An 18,086-nucleotide genomic window follows, 5' to 3' on the forward strand; every position below is an offset into this window, starting at 1 on the left:
AAGGGAGTGCATGAATGACTTTGGCCGATATCCGTCTGGACGATAAGTACCGTCTCGCCACCGGCAATCTTTACCTGACCGGCACCCAGGCGCTGACCCGCCTGCCGATGTTGCAAAAGCAACGCGACGAAGCGCGTGGCCTCAACACCGCCGGCTTCATTTCCGGCTATCGCGGCTCGCCACTGGGCAATCTCGACAAGAGCCTGTGGGATGCGCGGGACTACCTCCAGCAGAACGCCATCCATTTCCAGCCGGGCGTCAACGAAGAGCTCGCCGCCACCGCCGTGTGGGGCAGCCAGCAGGTCAATCTGTTTCCCCATGGCAAATACGACGGCGTGTTCGCGTTGTGGTACGGCAAAGGGCCCGGCGTCGACCGCTGCGGCGATGTGTTCAAACACGGTAACTCGGCGGGCGTGGCGGAAAAGGGCGGGGTGCTGATCCTGGCCGGTGACGACCACGGCTGCAAATCCTCGACCATTGCCCATCAGAGCGAGCACGCCTTCATCGCTTCGATGATTCCGGTGCTCAACCCCAGCAACGTCCAGGAAATCCTCGATTACGGCATCATCGGCTGGGAACTGTCGCGATACAGCGGCTGCTGGGTGGCGATGAAGACCATCGCCGAAAACGTCGACTCCTCGGCGGTGGTCGAGGTCGATCCGCTGCGCATCCAGACTCGCGTTCCGGAAGATTTCGAACTGCCCAAGGACGGTCTGCACATTCGCTGGCCCGATCCGCCGTTAGCCCAGGAAGCACGTCTCAACACCTACAAGATCTACGCCGCCCGGGCCTTTGCCCGGGCCAATAACCTGAACAAGGTGGTGATCGACTCGCCGCAGCCACGGCTGGGCATCATCACCACCGGCAAGTCCTACCTCGACGTGCGCCAGGCGCTGGAAGAACTGGGTATCGACGAACAGCTTTGCGCGTCGGTGGGCATCCGTGTGCTCAAGGTCGGCATGAGCTGGCCGCTTGAACCGGTTTCCGTGCATGACTTCGCCGAGGGCCTGGACGAGATTCTGGTGGTCGAGGAGAAACGCAGCGTCATCGAGGACCAGTTGACTGGCCAGTTGTACAACTGGCCGGTGGACAAGCGCCCTCGGGTTGTCGGCGAATTCGACGAAGAAGGCCGCTCGTTGCTGCCCAACCTTGCTGAACTGACCCCGGCGATGATTGCCCGGGTCATTGCCCGGCGCCTGGCGCCGATCTACAGCAGCCCGAAAATCGAAGCGCGCCTGCAATTCCTGGCCGACAAGGAAAAGGCCCTGGCCGCGCCGCTGTTCAAGACCCAGCGCACCCCGCATTTCTGCTCCGGCTGCCCGCACAACACCTCCACTCGCGTGCCGGAAGGCAGCCGCGCGCTGGCCGGGATCGGCTGTCACTACATGACCATCTGGATGGACCGGGAAACCGACACGTTCACCCAGATGGGCGGCGAGGGCGTGACCTGGATCGGTCAGGCGCCGTTCACCGAAACGCCTCACGTGTTCCAGAACCTCGGGGACGGCACTTACTTCCACTCTGGCCACCTGGCCCTGCGTGCCGCCGTCGCCTCAAAGGTCAACATCACCTACAAGATTCTCTACAACGACGCTGTGGCCATGACCGGCGGTCAGCCTATCGACGGCATTTTGCGGGTCGATCAGCTCAGCCGTCAGGTGTTCAACGAAGGCGTGCAGCGCATTGCTCTGGTTTCCGATGACCCGGACAAATACCTGAGCCGCGAGGCGTTCGCGCCGATCACCAGCTTTCATCACCGCAGCGACCTGGACAGCGTTCAGCGTGAATTGCGCGAGTTCAAGGGCGTTTCGGTGATCATCTACGACCAGACCTGTGCCACCGAAAAACGCCGTCGGCGCAAACGCGGCAGCATGCCGGAACTGAACAAGCGCGCGATCATCAACCCGGCGGTGTGCGAAGGCTGCGGTGATTGCGGTGCGAAATCTGGGTGCCTGTCGATTCTGCCCAAGGAAACCGCGCAAGGGCGCAAGCGCGAGATCGATCAGAGCGCCTGCAACAAGGACTTCAGTTGCGTCGAAGGCTTCTGTCCGAGTTTCGTCACCGTGCATGGTGGCAAGCTGCGCAAGCCGCAATTGCCGAAGCAGATTCAGGCTTTTGCCGAACTGCCCGAACCGGTGCTGCCGAATTTAGACCAACCGTTCAATATCCTGCTGCCCGGCGTCGGTGGCACGGGTGTGACCACGGTCGGCGCCATGCTCGGCTATGCCGCCAACCTGGAAGGCAAGGGCTGCAGCGTGCTCGATCAGGCGGGTCTGGCGCAGAAATTCGGCCCGGTAGTCAGTCATATCCGCATTGCTGCTCGTCAGGAAGACCTGTTCGCCGTGCGCATCGCGGCTGGCGAGGCGCATTTGCTGCTTGGCTGCGACCTGCTGGTCTCGGCAGGCCCGGACGTGATCGCCAAACTCAACAGCGCCAAGTCCCACGCGGTGGTCAACAGCCAGCAGACGCCGACAGCGGAGTTCACCCGCAACCCGGACGCCGAATTCCCCGGCGAAGCCATGATGCAGACGATTCGCGAAGCGGTCGGCGCCGACAAGACCCACTTCGTTCAGGCCACCGATCTGGCAACCCGCCTGATGGGCGACAGCATTGCCAGCAACCTGTTCATGCTCGGTTATGCCTTCCAACTGGGCTTGATTCCGCTGACTTCCAGAGCGATCGAGAAGGCCATCGAGCTGAATGGCGTGTCGGTCAATCTCAACCAGCAGGCGTTCCTCTGGGGCCGCCGTGCGGCGCTGGATCTGCCGGCAGTGCAGCAGGCGGCAGATCCGCAGTCGGCGCTGGCCGCCACCGCGCCAGTGCTGACCCTGGAGCAGCGGCTGGCCGACAACGTGAAAACCTTGGGCGAGTACCAGAACAAGGCGTTGGGCGAGCGTTATCTGGCGCTGGTGTACAAAGTGCGCGACGCCGAGGCGCGGTTGTTCCCCGGTGAGGCGCCGGTGCTGACCGAGGCGGTTGCATTCAACTACTTCAAGTTGCTGGCTTACAAGGACGAATACGAAGTGGCGCGGCTGTACAGCAATGGCGAGTTCGTGCGCCAGTTGCAGGCGCAGTTCGAAGGTGATTACCGGCTGGAATTCCACTTGGCACCGTCGTGGCTGGTCAAGCACGATGCCGCCGGCAAACCGCGCAAGCGCGGTTTCGGGCCATGGATGTTGAAGGCGTTCGATGTGCTAGCGAAATTCAAGTTCCTCCGTGGTACCGCGTTCGACCCGTTCGGGCGCAGCCTTGAGCGACGTCAGGAGCGGGAGCTGATCGAAAGCTATGTCGCTGATGTCGAGTTGATGCTGGTTCACTTGAATCCCGACAATCGGCATACCGCATTGAGCCTGGCGCGTTTGCCGGAGCGTATTCGTGGTTACGGGCACGTGAAGGAAAGCGCGATGAAGGCGGCGGCGCTGCAGGCGGCACGGATGCGTCAGAGCCTGGTGAGCGGCGAGGTGGAATTGCCGAAGCTGTTTGAGGTGGCGGCGTAGGCTTCATTCGTTAACGTCGGGAGAAGGTGGTGTGTCAGAGGCACCGCCTTCGCGACCCTCGCAAACTCGGATCCCTCCCACGGCCTGCGGCCAGAATCAAGAGCATTGCCGTGCGCACCACCCGTAGCAGTCCGACTTGTCGGCGGCAGCGATCTGGCGGGCCCTTCCGCCGGCAAGCCGGACTGCTACAAAGCGTACGCCGCAAACCTGTAGGAGCTGGCTTGTCCTGCGACCGGCGACGCAGTCGTCGTAAAGCCGGTGCACGCGGTTTGTCTGACATCACCGCATCGTCCGGTTTTACTGCCGCTGCGCGCCAGATCGCGAGCAGAGCTCCCTCCCACGGCCTGCGGCCAGAATCAAGAGCATTGCCGTGCGCACCACCCGTAGCAGTCCGGCTTGCCGGCGTCAGCGTTTTCGAGGTCGCTACCGCTGGCAAGCCGGACTGCTACAACACGTACACCGCAAACCTGTAGGAGCTGGCTTGTCCTGCGAGCGGACCGGGGTCGCGCTCGACCGCAGTCGTCGTAAAACCGGTGCACGCGGTTTGTCTGACACCACCGCATCGCCCGGTTTTACTGCCGCTGCGCGCCAGATCGCGAGCAGGGCTCCCTCCCACGGCGTACGGCCAGAATCCAACCTACAACCACGCCTTGATCTGCGCACTGACCGCCTGGGTGGAGATGCCGTAGCGGTCATGCAATGTCGGCAGGGCGCCGGCGTCGAGGAAGGCGTCCGGCAGGGCGATCTGGCGGAAGGTCGGCGTGACGCCGTTACGCAGCAACAACCCGGCCACCGCTTCACCCAGGCCGCCGATGATCGAATGGTTTTCCGCTGTCACCACCAGCCGTCCCGATTTGCGCGCTTCGGCCAGGATGGTCTGTTCGTCCAGCGGCTTGATGGTCGGCACATGTAGCACCGCCACGTCGACGCCGTCCTTCTGCAATTGCGCCGCCGCTTCCAGCGAGCGCATGGTCATCAGCCCCGTGGAAATGATCAGCACATCGCGCCCGCTGCGCAGGGTCTTGGCCTTGCCGATCTCGAACTGATAGCCGTACTCATCCAGCACCAGCGGCACGTTGCCGCGCAGCAAACGCATGTAGACCGGGCCTTGGTGTGCAGCTATCGCCGGTACTGCCTGTTCGATCTCCAACGCGTCGCACGGGTCGACGATCATCAGGTTGGGCATGGCGCGGAAGATCGCCAGGTCATCGGTGGCCTGATGGCTGGGGCCGTAACCGGTGGTCAGCCCCGGCAGGCCGCAGACGATCTTGACGTTGAGGTTCTCCTCGGCAATCGCCATACAAATGAAGTCATAGGCGCGGCGCGAGGCGAACACCGCATAAGTGGTCGCGAACGGCACGCAGCCTTCGCGGGCCATGCCGGCGGCGGCGCTCATCAGCAGTTGCTCGGCCATGCCCATCTGATAGAAGCGGTCCGGGTGGGCCTTGGCGAAGATGTGCAGGTCGGTGTACTTCGACAGGTCTGCCGACAGCCCGACAATGTCCGAACGCTGTTCGGCCAGTGCCGCCAGCGCATGGCCGAAGGGCGCGGAGCGCGTGGCCTGCCCCTCGGCGGCAATCGAGGCGATCATCGCCGAAGTGGTCAGGCGCTTTTTCCCGGTTTCGGTGGTGTTTGCGGTGCTCATGCGGTTCTCCCGACCTGAAGGTTTTGCAGTGCCAGATCCCATTCGTTTTCGTCGACGCGGATGAAGTGAGTCTTTTCGCGGTTTTCCAGAAAATCCACGCCCTTGCCCATTTTGGTGTCGCAGATGATCACCCGTGGCTGTGCGCCCCGGTGATTGCGCGCGGTGTCGAAGGCGGTGACCAGCGCGTCGATATCGTTGCCGTCGACCCGCTGGGTGAACCAGCCGAAGGCCTGCCAGCGATCGACGATCGGCTCGAACGCCAGCACTTCACTGGAATGGCCGTCGGCCTGTTGGTTGTTGACGTCGATGATCGCGATCAGGTTGTCGAGCTTCCAGTGCGAGGCCGACATCGCCGCTTCCCAGGTCGAGCCCTCGTTCAATTCACCGTCGGACAGCAGGTTGTAGACGAACGAATCCGACTGTTTGCGCTTGAGCCCCAGGCAGGCGCCGACCGCGATGCCCAGGCCGTGGCCGAGGGAGCCGCCAGTGATTTCCATGCCCGGCGTGTAGGCGGCCATCCCTGACATTGGCAGGCGGCTGTCGTCCGAGCCGTAGGTTTCCAGTTCGTCCTGCGGGATCACGCCGGCTTCGATCAAGGCGGCGTACAGCGCAATCGCGTAATGGCCGATGGACAGATAAAAGCGGTCGCGCTGTTCCCACTCGGGGTCCTGCGGCTGATAGCGCAGCGCGTGGAAGTACGACACCGCCAGCAGATCGGCAGCGCCGAGGGCCTGGCCGACGTAGCCCTGGCCTTGCACCTGGCCCATGCGCAAGGCATGACGGCGAATGTTATGGGCGCGCTCTGCCAGCGAGCGTGACTCGTTGGGTAATACGTTCATGGTGAAAACTCCAAGGATTTAACGATTGACGGAAGCGGCGGGGATGCGCAGGACCAGCGTTGCGCCGGCCAGCAGCACGGCGGTGATCAGGTACATGCCGATGGCGCTCGAACCGGTCGTGGTGGTGATCCAGCCGATCAGGTAAGGCGAACAGAATCCGGCGAGGTTGGCGAAGCTGTTGATCCCGGCGATGCCGGCAGCGGCCGACACCCCACCAAGTAGCGTGGTGGGCAACATCCAGAACAGTGACGACGCCGACAATACGCCCGCTGCCGCCAGACACAGGCTGAGCACCGAGAGCAACAGGTTGCCGCCAAGCAGTGCGGCCAGGGTCAGGCCCGTCGCCCCGGCAATCATCGGCAGCACCAGGTGCCAGCGCCGCTCGCGGTGTTTGTCGCCGCTGCGGCCCATCAGCAGCATCGCGGCAATGGCGCACATGTACGGCAGGCTGGTCAGCAGCCCGATGTGCAGCGGATCGGAGACGCCAGCGTTGCGGATCAAGGTCGGCAGCCAAAAGGTGATTGCGTACTGGCCCATGACCACGCAGAAGTAGATGCAGGCCAGCAGCCACAGACGGCGGTCACGAATGAACTCGCGGGGCGAGGCGTGGGTGACTTTGCGGCTGTTGTCCTCCGCCAGTTCCCTGTTGACCAGTTCCTTTTCTTCGTCGCTGAGCCAGGTGGCCTGATGCACGCCGTCTTTCAGGTAGGCCAGCACCATAAAGCCGACCAGTACCGTGGGAATGGCCTCGATGACGAACATCCACTGCCAGCCGGCCCAGCCATGCAAGCCAGCAAACTGGTTCATGATGAAGCCCGACAGCGGGCCGCCGATCATGCCGGACAGCGGAATGGCGACGAACCACAGCACGGTCATCCGCGCTCGGCGGTAGGACGGAAACCAATAGGTCAGGTACAGCAGCAGGCCGGGGGCCAGGCCGGCTTCGGCGATGCCGAGCAGAAAACGCAGGGCGTAGAACTGCCAGGCGGTTTCGACAAAGGCGAACAGCGCGGAAATGATCCCCCAGGAAATCATGATCCGGGCGATCCAGCGCCGGGCGCCGACCTTGTGCAGGATCAGGTTGCTGGGCACTTCGCAGAGGAAATAGCCGATGAAGAACATGCCGGCACCGAGGCCGTACACGGTTTCACTCAAGGACAGGTCGTTCATCATCTGCAGCTTGGCGAAGCCGACATTGACCCGGTCCAGATAGGCGCACAGGTAGCACAGCATCAGGAACGGCATCAGTCGCCAGGCGGTCTTGCGGTAGGCGTTGGAGCGGACGGACACGACCGCTTCCAGGGACAGGGTAGTCATGATGGTCTGATCTCTTGTTGTTATGGGCAGCGCGGGGCTGCAACGTCGATTCAGAACAGCGCCGGTGGGTAGACCGGCGCGAGGGGCATCAGTGGATGAGCATGCCGCCGTTCACGTCCAGGGTGATGCCGGTCAGGTAGGACGACAGGTCGCTGGCCAAGAACAGCGCGGCGTTGGCCACATCCTGGGCTTCGCCGAGGCGACCCAGGGGGATGCCGTCGATGATCGCGTGGCGTCGTTCGTCCTGCATCAGGCCGCCGGTGATATCGGTGTGGATCAGGCCGGGCGCAATGGAGTTCACCCGTACGTTGTCCGGGCCCAGCTCCCGCGCCATGGCCCTGGCCAGGCCGAGCACGCCGGCTTTTGCTGCGCTGTAGTGTGGGCCACCGAAGATGCCGCCGCCACGTTGCGCCGACACCGACGACATGCAGACGATGCTGCCTGAGGCCTGTTCGCGCATCAGCGGAATCACTGCCTGGGACATCAACAGCGTGCCGCGCAGGCTGACGTCGAGGACCTTGTCGTAGTCGCCGTGCTTGATGTCCAGGGTCTTGAGCGGCTGGGTGATGCCGGCGTTGTTGACCAGCACGTCGATGCGGCCGAAGTGTTCGATGATGCGGGTGACGGCGTGTTTGACCTGCGCCTCGTCGGCGACGTTGGCGGCCAGACCGAGGTGGCCTTCGCCGAGGGTGGTTGCAGCGTCGCGGGCGGCGGATTCGTCCAGGTCGAGGATCACCACACGGGCGCCGTGGGCAGCGAAGGTGGCCGCGGTGGCCCGGCCGATACCGCGTGCCGACGCGGCACCGGTGATGATTGCGACTTTGCCTTGAAGAAGCATGAGCATGACCTCTGATTATTGTTATCGGTTCGATCTGTCGGCGATCGATGGGGCTCAGCTTGGGCTCGGGGCAGGGGACGAGCAATAACGCAAAAATCATTGGATGCTGAAAAAAATTCAGCACTCGTCAGCGGCGCGACGTGGTGTTTGAATGTCAAACCCGCAGCATTCAAGCGTATTGCATGGAGTCAACGCCCATGGGCCCTGTCGATGAAGCCACACCGAATCTTCCACCGCTGAGAGCCATTCAGGCCTTCGAGCAGACGGCACGCTTCGGTAACGTCGCCCGCGCCGCCGAAGTGCTCGACCTGACCCCGTCAGCGGTGAGCCATCAACTGGCCAAGCTGGAAGCGATGATTGGCCGTCAGTTATTCGTTCGGGCGGCGCGCGGCGTGTCGTTGACCCCGGTGGGCGAGCAGTACCTGAAGGACGTTTCCGGGCTGCTGCACAGCCTGGCGGTGGCGACCGAGCGCGCCAGCAGCGATGTCAGCCTCGATTGTCTGCGCCTGCACTCGTCACCGAGCTTCGGCCTGCTGTGGTTGATGCCGCGGCTGGAGGCGTTTCGCGCGACGCACCCTGACATCCAGATCAACCTGTCCTGTTCCTATGAGTCGCTGCATTTCAGCCGCGACAAGATCGACGTGGACATTCGCCACGGCGAGCCGAACTGGCCGAGCTACGAAGTACGCACCGTGGGCAACGAAGCCTTCGCCGTGCTGGCGTCGCCCAAATTGCTGGCGCGGCACACGGTCAGGGAGGCTGGCGATCTGTTGGGGCTGGATCTGATTCTGTCCGAAGCGACCCTGCTCAAGTGGCCGGCGTGGTTTGCCCGTCACGGCCTGGCGCGCCCGGAAAAACCTTACGCGTTGAGCTTCGACCGTTCCTACATGTCGCTGGAGGCGGCCAGTCATGGCCTGGGCTTTGCGCTGGAGAGTACGTTGCTGGCGCAGAAGTATCTGGCGTCGGGTGCGCTGGTCGAGGTTGCACCGCAGGCGTTAAGCGCTGCGGTGGCAGCCCATCATCTGGTGTTTCCCAAGGCGCACTCGGGTTTTCCGCGGGTCAGACGTTTCCTTGAGTGGATGGAGAGCGAGCTGGGACACGGGTTTGTGTACTGAAGCTGCGCTTGGCGGCAGTGCGGATGTGGGTGCTGTAGAGGGTCAGGCCGGTGAAGGCGAGGCCGCCGACCAGGTTGCCGAGCACGGTGGGGATTTCATTCCAGACCATGTAATCCATGACCGAGAAGCTGCCACCCATGATCATCGCCGACGGGAACAGAAACATGTTCACCACCGAATGCTCGAAGCCCATGAAGAAGAACAGCATGATCGGCATCCACATGGCGATGACCTTGCCGCCCACGGTGGTCGAGATCATCGCGCCGACCACGCCCATCGAGACCATCCAGTTACACAGCATGCCGCGCAGGAAAATGGTGATCCAGCCCGCCACGCCGTAATGGGCGTAGCCCAGGGTGCGCGCCTCGCCGATGCTGGCGATCTTTTCACCGACCGCACCGGGCGCTGCCTGGAAGCCGTAGGTGAAGATGAACGCCATCATGAACGCAACGGTCAGCGCCCCGGCGAAGTTGCCAAGAAACACCAGCCCCCAATTGTGCAGCACGCGGCTGACGGTGACGCCCGGGCGCTTGTCCAGCAGCGCCAGCGGCGTGAGCACGAACACCCCGGTCAGCAAGTCAAAACCCATCAGGTACAACATGGAAAACCCGACCGGGAACAGCACGGCACCGAGCAGGGCCGAGCCGCTCTGCACGGCGATGGTCACGGCGAACACCGCCGCCAGCGCCAGAATCGCCCCGGCCATGTAGGCGCGAATCAGCGTATCCCGGGTCGACATGTGAATCTTCGATTCGCCGGCGTCGAGCATCTTGGTAACGAATTCAAAAGGCATCAGGTAAGACATTGCAGTTTCCTCGTGGCGAGTGTCGGCGCGGCGAATTAAGGGGGGCAGGGGATCGCTTACCAGGAGCGGTAAGGCAGGAATTTGCCGTTGAGGGTGAGCAACACGCGGTCGCCTTTCGGGTCTTCGATCTTGTCGACGTGCATGGAGAAATCGATGGCGCTCATGATGCCGTCGCCGAATTTTTCCTGGATCACGTCTTTCAGGGTTTCGCCGTACACGCCAACCACTTCGTACAGGCGGTAGATCAGCGGATCCTGCGGAATCGCGTCGTCCCAGCCCTTGACCGGGAATACGGTCATGGCCTGAGCCACGTCATCGCCCAGCTCGAGCGCCTTGCACAAGCGCGCCGCCACTTCAGGGGCTGCGCTGTTCTTGCCGTAGCACACCGACGCCACCCACACCGGGGCTTTTTCTGCGGCATCGGCCAGCGCGTCCCAGCTCAGGTTCAAACGTGCCTTGGCGGCCATGATGGTGTGGTGCATTTCGAGTTTGTTCATGGGGCGATTCTCTTGTTCAGGGAGGGATGGTTCGCACAAGAGAGATAGCGAGAGTCGTGCCAGTTTTGGTTTTCAAAGTAAGCCATTGAAATTAAAGAAAAATAAATATCGAACTTGAAAATTTCAATTAACGATATTTCGTCAATAACGAAATTTGGTTAATTAAATGACGAAATATCGTTTATCTTCACGGTGCCGTGTCCATGCCGAAATCGATCGGACCCCATCAAGCCTGTGGCAGGGCTCCCTCCCACGGGTGATCGCGGTACGGAACAAAAATGTCGTAGCCCTTGATCAACCCGAGTCCTGACATGACCGCCCCATTCGACGATGAAGCCGTGACCCACGCCCCGCAAGCCATGCTTGTGGTCGACCCGCAGGACGATGTGCTGCTGCAGGCCAACAGCGCCGCATTGGCCTTGCTCGGCTGTGCTGAAAACGCGCTGACCCGTTTCAGTCGCTTTCTCGGTGAAGGCCTGCCGCTGTGGGTCAGTTTCAGCGACGAAACCCTGACCCAGGGCCAAGCCTGGTCGGATGATCTGGTTTTAGTGGACAGTAACCGCCGTCAGCACGCGGTGGAGGTCAATGCCAGTGCGCTGGCGGACGGGCGGCGCATTCTGTTTATGGTCCAGCCGCGCGATCCGCTGGAAACCCGTCGCAACCGTTCGGAAGCACGCCGTCAGCATCGGCTCGGGCATGTCGGCTGGGAGCGGATCTCCCAGGTATTCGAGCGCATCGAGCGGCAGAACCGTTTGATCCTTGGCGCTGTGGGAGAGGGCATCTACGGGCTGGACGCCAAGGGCCAGACGACGTTCATCAACCCGGCCGCCGAGCGCATTCTGGGTTGGAGCGCCCATGACATGGTCGGCCATGACGCGCACCTGTTGTTCCATCACAGCCACAGTGACGGCAGCAGTTTCCCGGTGATGCAGTGCCCGATCCATGCGTCGTTCAGCGACGGTCAGGTACATCGGGTCGATAACGAGGTGTTCTGGCACAAGAACGGCGAGGCGATTGCGGTGGAGTACACCAGCACACCGATTTTCGAGATGGGCCGGCTGGTCGGTGCGGTGGTGCTGTTCCGCGACATCCGTGAACGGCAACTGGCCGAGCAGCGGTTACGCGAAGCGCTGAACGAAGTCGAACAGCTCAAGCAGCGTCTGGAAGTGGAAAACCAGTACCTGCAGGAAGAGATCAAGGCCGAGCGCAATCACCATGAAATCGTTGGCGAAAGCCCGGCGGTGCTGCACCTGATCCGCCAGATCGAACTGGTGGCGCCGACCGATGCCAACGTGCTGATCACCGGCGAATCCGGCACCGGCAAGGAGCTGATCGCCCGTGCGATTCACGCCAGCAGCGGGCGCCGCGACCGGCCGCTGATCCGGGTCAACTGCGCGGCGATTCCTCGTGACTTGTTTGAAAGCGAGTTCTTCGGTCATGTCAAAGGCGCGTTCACCGGCGCGGTCAACGAACGCATGGGCCGTTTTGAACTGGCCGACGGCGGCACGTTGTTTCTCGACGAAGTGGGTGAAATTCCGCTGGAGCTGCAAAGCAAATTGCTGCGGGTGTTGCAGGACCAGCAGTTCGAGCGGGTCGGCGATAACGTCACCCGCGCCGTGGATGTGCGAGTCATCGCCGCCACCAACCGCGACTTGCGCGCCATGGTCGATGCCGGTGGTTTCCGTGAAGACCTGTATTTCCGGCTGAACGTGTTCCCGGTGCGTTCGGTGCCGTTGCGCGAACGCGTCGGCGACATTCCGTTGCTCGCCAGCCACTTCATGCAGCGTGCGTCCCAGGCGTTCAACAAACCGGGCGTGCGGCTGTCGCTGGCCCAGGTCGAATTGCTCAAGCGCTATCGCTGGCCGGGCAATATCCGTGAGCTGGAAAACGTCATCGAGCGGCAGATCATCGTGTCCCGCGATGGCCGCCTGCGCTTCGACGACCTACTGACCAGTGGCGCGGGCAACGAAGTGGCCGCGGTGGTGGAGCCGGTCGACGCCGACGAGACGCTGCCCGATGAACAGCTGCAACAGCAGTTGCGCGCCAACGTCGTGGCCACGCTGAAACGCACCGGCGGCAAGGTGTCTGGTGACGGCGGTGCAGCGCAACTGCTGGGTGTGAAGCCGACCACCCTGCAATCGCGCCTGCGCAAATGGGGCATCGACCCTCGGGATTACAAGCCGCGCCGTTGAGCGTTACTGACTGCTGAACTGCTGGCGGTATTCATTCGGGGTCAGGCCGATGCGTTCGTAAAAGACTTTGCGCATATGCCGGGCACTGCCGAAGCCGCAACGGCAGGCCACCACTTTCAGTGGCAACTCGCTGCCTTCCAGCAGCTTGCGGGCGTTGTCGATCCGCGCGTTCTGTACGTACTGCATGGGCGTCAGCCCCACCTCACGCTGGAATGCCCGGGCGAAGTTGCGCGGGCTCATCGCTGCCAGCTCAGAGAGTTGCTGCACGGTGTAGGCCTTGTCGATGTGATCGACCACGTAGGCCTGCACCTTGGCGATGGCGGTGTCGTCCCGCGGCACGGCGGCCAGCAGCGGACCATAGGGCGTCTGCCCACCCTGACGCTTCATTACCACCAGCAGCACCTTGGCGACTTCCAGCGCCAGTTCCTTGCCATGATCTTCAGCCACCACCGCCAGGGCCATGTCGATGCCGGCCGTGATGCCGCCCGAGGTGATCAGGTTGCGGTCGATGACGTAAATCTGCTCGGTTTCCACTCGCGTTTGCGGATGGCGCTGGGCCAGCCGCTCGACGTAATTCCAGTGGGTGGTGCAACGGTAACCGTCCAGCAAACCGGCTTCACCGAGCAGAAACACCCCGGTGCAGATCGCGCCAAAGCGCCGTGCCGCCCGCGCCGCATCAGGCAGCCAGGCGGTCAGGGCCGGGTGGCTGCCGTCGTAGGCGCCGGGGCCGCCGGGCACCAGCAGCAGGTCGACGTCCGCCGGGCATTCCGACAGTCTGCCGTCGGCCTGCACCTTCAGCCCGCAGGAGGAGCGGATCAATCCCGTGCCATGGCCGGCAGCCAGGGTCAGCAGGCGGTAATGCCTGTCTGTGGGCAGCAGTCGGTTGGAGATCGAAAAGACATCCATCGGCCCCGTCACATCAAGCATCAACATATCGTCGAACAGCACCATCACCACTGTTCTGTGTGCACCGGAGTCTTGCATGCCTCAATCGCCTTTATTTCTCGCCCGCAAGGGCTGCTACCTGATAACAGGTCGCATTCTATGGCGATTTCGATAATTGCGGTATGCCGCATGCCAGTGCGGCACATTTTCCGGACGGTCAGGACACCTGGCAGGTGGCGGGCAGGTGGAAACGGATGCGCGCGCCGCCGATGTCCGAGGTTTCGGCGAACAGGCTGCCGTGATGGGCTTCGACCACCGATTTGCAGATCGCCAGGCCCATGCCCAGTCCGCTGCGTTTGGTGGTGTAGAAGGCAGTGAAGATCTGTTGGCGCCGTTCGGCGGGGATACCGGGGCCATTGTCGTCGACGCAGACTTCGACGACACCGGCCAGGGTGGCCGAGGTGATGCGGATGCGTCCGCCGGTGCAGCGGGCTTCGGACATGGCCTCAAGGGCGTTGGTGATCAGGTTGAACAGCAATTGATGAATCTGGATCGGGTCGGCGGGGATGATGCGTCTGGCGTCGAGGGCGGTGTCCAGGGTGACGTTACGTTTGGCCAGCGCCGGTGCGACCAGGCTCAGGACTTCGCCGATGATGTCGTCGATGCAGGTGGGGAAGGGCCGCAAGGGCGATTGTCTGGCCAGCGCCTGCAGGGCTTTGACGATACTGGCGACGCGTTCGCACCCGGCGCGGATGTCCTGGAGTGCCGCCACGGCTTCTTCGAGGTTCGGGGTGTCGCGTTGCAGCCAGCGCAGGCCGGCGGCAGCGTTGGAGGAGATGCCCAGCAGCGGCTGGCAGATTTCATGGGCGATGGCGGCGGTCAGTTCGTTTTCTGTTCGCGAGCGGCCGCCGTCGGACCAGGAAGGGTCGAGATGCGCGCTCATCAGGGATTGAATAAAGTGTTCTTCCTGCATCGGGCCCCCACGTCCGGGGCCCTTCGCCCCGGTGCGTCTGGAGTATACCCACGGCAGTCGCCATGAAACCCTCGCAACGGCGGCATGGCAGAAATGGGCACCCTGATGTCTGTTACGGTCCCCTGTGGTGGATCTGTGCTGTTTTTTGACCCGCGATGGTGTCCTGAACAACCGCGATGTCCTGTAGGAGCTGGCTTGTCCTGCGACCGGCGACGAAGTCGTCGTAAAACCTGTGTCCTTGGCTTGTCTGACTCTCTGCCGAGTCTGCTAACGCAGCCTTGTTTCGCCTCACGGCGAGTTACTTGGAAAAGCCCCAAGTAACCAAGGGCTCTTATCCCCGCCATACGGCATCTCGCCTAGGCTCGATGTACCCTCACTCCGGCAATGCTCCGTGGGCCCGCCGCGAATGGGCCATCCATGGCCCAGCGCGGCTCTCGCGGCATCCATGCCGCTCGGCGCCACTCCACATCACCTGCGTTCGGCCTTCTGGGACGGGGCCCCAAAATCAAAAGCCAGATCAAAAGCCGGCGAAACAAACACTCTCTGTGGGAGCGGGCTTGCCCGCGAAGGCGTCCTCAAGATCGCCACCGCCGGCAAGCCGGACTGCTACGGGGGTGGGTGTCGGGCAGAGGTTATGGGAACGACACCGATCCTGTGGGAGGGAGCCCTGCTCGCGAAAGCGTTATGCCAGCCGATGCTTTATTGGCTGGTCGACCGCCATCGCGAGCAGAGCTCACTCCTGCAAAAACACAGGCGGGCTCAGATGCTGGCCAGTGCCTGCGCCAGGTCGGCGCGTAGGTCTTCGAGGTCTTCGATGCCCACCGACAACCGCACCAACGCATCACCAATGCCCAGGCGTGCGCGGTTTTCCGCCGGGATGCTGGCGTGGGTCATGATCGCCGGGTGTTCGATCAGGCTTTCGACGCCGCCCAGGCTTTCGGCGAGGGCGAAGATTTGCACGTTCTCCAGAAAACGCCGCGCACCGTCCAGATCGGTGTTCAGGTCCAGTGAAATCATCCCGCCAAAGCCGCGCATCTGTCGGCACGCCAGGGCATGTTGTGGATGGCTCGGCAGGCCAGGGTAGTAGACCCGTGCAACCTGCGGTTGGCGCTCCAGCCATTGCGCCAGTTCCAGCGCATTGCTGCAGTGGCGCTCCATGCGCAGCGCCAGGGTTTTCACCCCGCGCAGGGTCAGGAAGGCGTCGAACGGCCCGGCGATGGCGCCTACCGAGTTCTGTAGAAAGCCCAGTCGTTCGGCCAGCGCCGGGTTGTCGCCGACCACGGCAATGCCGCCGATCACGTCGGAGTGGCCGTTGAGGTATTTGGTGGTGGAGTGCAGGACGATGTCGAAGCCCAACGCCAGCGGATGCTGAATCCACGGGCTGGCGAAGGTGTTGTCGGCCACGCAGATGATCCCGCGATCCCGGCAGATCCGCGCAATGGCGGCAAGGTCGCTGAGGCGCAGCAGCGGGTTGCTCGGGGTTTCGACCCAGATCATTTTGGTGTCGTCTTGTAGCCCGGCTTCAAAGGCCGACAGGTCGGTCATGTCGACGAAGCTGAAACGATGGCCGGCACTGCGTTTGCGCACCTTGTCGAACAGCCGGAAGGTGCCGCCGTACAGGTCGTCGCCGGAGAGGATGTGCGAGCCGGCGTCGAGCAATTCCAGCACCGAGGAAATCGCCGCCAGCCCGGAAGCGAAGGCAAACGCCTGGGTGCCGCCTTCCAGGTCCGCCACGCAACGCTCCAGCGCGAAGCGCGTCGGGTTGTGCGAGCGGCCGTAATCCAGGCCCTTGTGGACGCCGGGGCTTTGTTGCAGGTAGGTGGAGTTGGCGTAGATCGGCGGCATCAACGCCCCGGTCGAAGGGTCCGGCGTTTGCCCGGCATGAATCACACGGGTGGCAAACGCGTGAGACGGGTGATGTTCGTCGTGCTGACTCATGCAAGGGATCTCCGCAAGTGATTGAGCAGGTCGACCCGGGTGATCAGGCCATGGAAACCGGAGGCGTCGGCGATGATGGCTATCAGCCCTCGGTCAAGTTCTTCCTGGAGCTGCGCCAGGCTCGCATCGGGTGGCAGGGTTTCCAGTTTGTCGGTCATTACGTCCGCCACTGTGCTGCGAAAGTGCGACGTGTCGCGATGCACGCCCAACAAGATGTCCGATTCATCGATCACGCCGACCAGTTGCTTGCCATTGACCAGCACCGGCAGTTGCGACACATCGGCCAGACGCATGCGCTGGAACGCGGTGAGCAGGGTGTCGTCGGGACCGACGCTGATCACCCGGCCGTCCTCGAAACGACGGGCGATGAGGTCGCGCAAATCGCCGTAATGAGTGCGCTGCAGCAGGCCCTGGTCGGTCATCCACTGGTCATTGTAGACCTTGGACAAATAGCGGGTGCCGGTGTCGCAGACGAAGCTGACCACCCGTTTCGGTTCGGTCTGTTCGCGGCAATAACGCAGCGCAGCAGCCAGCAGCGTGCCGGTGGACGAGCCGCCGAGAATGCCTTCCTTGCGCAGCAACTGGCGGGCGTGGTCGAAGCTGTCTTCGTCGCTGACCGAGTAGGCGTGGCGCACCGTCGAGATGTCGGTGAACGACGGAATGAAGTCTTCGCCGATGCCTTCCACCGCCCAGGAACCGGGCGTCGGCAGGGTGCGGCTGCGGCTGTATTCGGCGACCACCGAACCGACCGGGTCGGCCAGGACCATTTCCAGATCCGGCTGCACGCGCTTGAAGAAACGCGTCAGGCCGGTGAGGGTGCCGGCCGAGCCGACGCCGACCACGATGGCATCGACGTCATGCTGGGTCTGCGCCCAGATTTCCGGTGCGGTGCTGCATTCATGGGCCAGCGGGTTGGCCGGGTTGTTGAACTGGTCGGCGAAGAATGCGTCGGGAATGTCGCCGGCCAGTCGGGCGGCAACGTCCTGGTAATAATCCGGATGGCCCTTGCCGACGTCGGAACGGGTGATGTGTACCTCGGCGCCCATGGCCTTGAGGTGCAGCACTTTTTCGGTGGACATCTTGTCCGGCACCACCAGCACCACCCGGTAGCCTTTGGCCCGGCCCACCAGCGCCAGACCCAGCCCGGTGTTGCCGGCGGTGGCTTCGACAATGGTGCCGCCGGGCTTGAGGCGGCCGTCGCGTTCGGCGGCGTCGATCATCGCCAGACCGATGCGGTCCTTGATCGAGCCGCCGGGGTTTTGTGATTCGAGTTTGAGAAACAGCGTGCAGGGGCCGGTATCGAAACGGCTGACGCGCACCAGTGGGGTGTTGCCGATCAGTTCGAGCACGGCGGGACGGGAATCAGCTGACATGTCGTCTCCTTACTGCGCAATACCTGTGGGGTGGACAGCGGCTTGCCGCAAATGTGCCTCCAGGCAACAACGGCAAGTCAGTCCCCTTACGATAGCGGCCCCCAGTTTTTTCATATCGCCCCGGCATATTTTTACTAATTGGCTGACCGCGCCGCTGCCGCAACAATCAGGG

Annotated in this window: 13 protein-coding genes; 3 read left to right on the plus strand and 10 right to left on the minus strand. The window is 62.8% G+C overall.

Annotated features, from left to right (window positions below; genetic code table 11):
* The first annotated feature begins 14 nt into the window (after window positions 1–14).
* Window positions 15–3,497, plus strand: coding sequence for an indolepyruvate ferredoxin oxidoreductase family protein (locus tag ACIPL0_RS05995; RefSeq protein WP_400595958.1), 3,483 nt, complete (start codon window positions 15–17; stop codon window positions 3,495–3,497).
* Between the two features lie 637 nt (window positions 3,498–4,134).
* Here the strand turns inward: ACIPL0_RS05995 and ACIPL0_RS06000 are convergent.
* The 4 genes from ACIPL0_RS06000 to ACIPL0_RS06015 form a co-directional block, all read right to left on the minus strand.
* A complete protein-coding gene (locus ACIPL0_RS06000; RefSeq protein WP_400595956.1) occupies window positions 4,135–5,142 on the minus strand; it encodes a transketolase family protein in 1,008 nt (335 codons plus the stop codon).
* Window positions 5,139–5,981, minus strand: a complete 843-nt coding sequence (locus ACIPL0_RS06005) for a transketolase (RefSeq protein ID WP_400595954.1) — start codon at window positions 5,979–5,981, stop codon at window positions 5,139–5,141. Before ACIPL0_RS06005 ends, ACIPL0_RS06000 begins: the two co-directional genes overlap by 4 nt.
* A gap of 18 nt (window positions 5,982–5,999) precedes the next feature.
* The gene (locus ACIPL0_RS06010; protein ID WP_400595952.1) at window positions 6,000–7,298 is read right to left on the minus strand and encodes an MFS transporter; all 1,299 of its coding nucleotides are present in this window, start codon (window positions 7,296–7,298) and stop codon (window positions 6,000–6,002) included.
* Between the two features lie 88 nt (window positions 7,299–7,386).
* Window positions 7,387–8,136, minus strand: a complete 750-nt coding sequence (locus ACIPL0_RS06015) for an SDR family NAD(P)-dependent oxidoreductase (RefSeq protein ID WP_400595950.1) — start codon at window positions 8,134–8,136, stop codon at window positions 7,387–7,389.
* Window positions 8,137–8,333: 197 nt separating this feature from the next.
* Between ACIPL0_RS06015 and ACIPL0_RS06020 the strand changes: the two genes are divergently transcribed.
* Window positions 8,334–9,251, plus strand: a complete 918-nt coding sequence (locus tag ACIPL0_RS06020) for a LysR substrate-binding domain-containing protein (RefSeq protein ID WP_400595948.1) — start codon at window positions 8,334–8,336, stop codon at window positions 9,249–9,251.
* On the opposite strand, the gene ACIPL0_RS06025 is transcribed toward ACIPL0_RS06020, so the two are convergent.
* Both ACIPL0_RS06025 and cynS read right to left on the minus strand, forming a co-directional pair.
* Entirely contained in the window at window positions 9,196–10,056 is an 861-nt protein-coding gene (locus ACIPL0_RS06025) for a formate/nitrite transporter family protein (protein ID WP_400595946.1), read from the minus strand. The genes ACIPL0_RS06020 and ACIPL0_RS06025 overlap by 56 nt on opposite strands.
* Window positions 10,057–10,112: 56 nt before the next feature.
* Window positions 10,113–10,553 carry a cyanase gene (gene cynS / locus ACIPL0_RS06030; RefSeq protein ID WP_400595944.1) on the minus strand — a complete coding sequence of 147 codons (441 nt, stop codon included), beginning with the start codon at window positions 10,551–10,553 and terminating at the stop codon, window positions 10,113–10,115.
* Between the two features lie 311 nt (window positions 10,554–10,864).
* On the opposite strand from cynS, the gene ACIPL0_RS06035 reads away from it, so the two are divergent.
* Entirely contained in the window at window positions 10,865–12,745 is a 1,881-nt protein-coding gene (locus ACIPL0_RS06035) for a sigma 54-interacting transcriptional regulator (RefSeq protein WP_400595942.1), read from the plus strand.
* A 3-nt stretch (window positions 12,746–12,748) separates the two neighbouring features.
* Here ACIPL0_RS06035 and ACIPL0_RS06040 read toward each other — a convergent pair whose 3' ends face one another.
* The 4 genes from ACIPL0_RS06040 to ACIPL0_RS06055 form a co-directional block, all read right to left on the minus strand.
* Complete coding sequence (locus ACIPL0_RS06040; protein ID WP_400595940.1) at window positions 12,749–13,729, minus strand: GlxA family transcriptional regulator; 981 nt, start codon at window positions 13,727–13,729, stop codon at window positions 12,749–12,751.
* Between the two features lie 118 nt (window positions 13,730–13,847).
* The gene (locus ACIPL0_RS06045; protein ID WP_400731336.1) at window positions 13,848–14,573 is read right to left on the minus strand and encodes a sensor histidine kinase; all 726 of its coding nucleotides are present in this window, start codon (window positions 14,571–14,573) and stop codon (window positions 13,848–13,850) included.
* 789 nt (window positions 14,574–15,362) lie between these two features.
* The gene (locus tag ACIPL0_RS06050; protein WP_400595936.1) at window positions 15,363–16,541 is read right to left on the minus strand and encodes a cystathionine gamma-synthase; all 1,179 of its coding nucleotides are present in this window, start codon (window positions 16,539–16,541) and stop codon (window positions 15,363–15,365) included.
* Complete coding sequence (locus ACIPL0_RS06055) at window positions 16,538–17,914, minus strand: pyridoxal-phosphate dependent enzyme (RefSeq protein ID WP_400595934.1); 1,377 nt, start codon at window positions 17,912–17,914, stop codon at window positions 16,538–16,540. Before ACIPL0_RS06055 ends, ACIPL0_RS06050 begins: the two co-directional genes overlap by 4 nt.
* Window positions 17,915–18,086: the final 172 nt, after the last annotated feature.

Origin of the sequence: Pseudomonas sp. NPDC090208 (assembly GCF_044746785.1) — a bacterium.
Taxonomy (GTDB): Bacteria; Pseudomonadota; Gammaproteobacteria; order Pseudomonadales; family Pseudomonadaceae; genus Aquipseudomonas.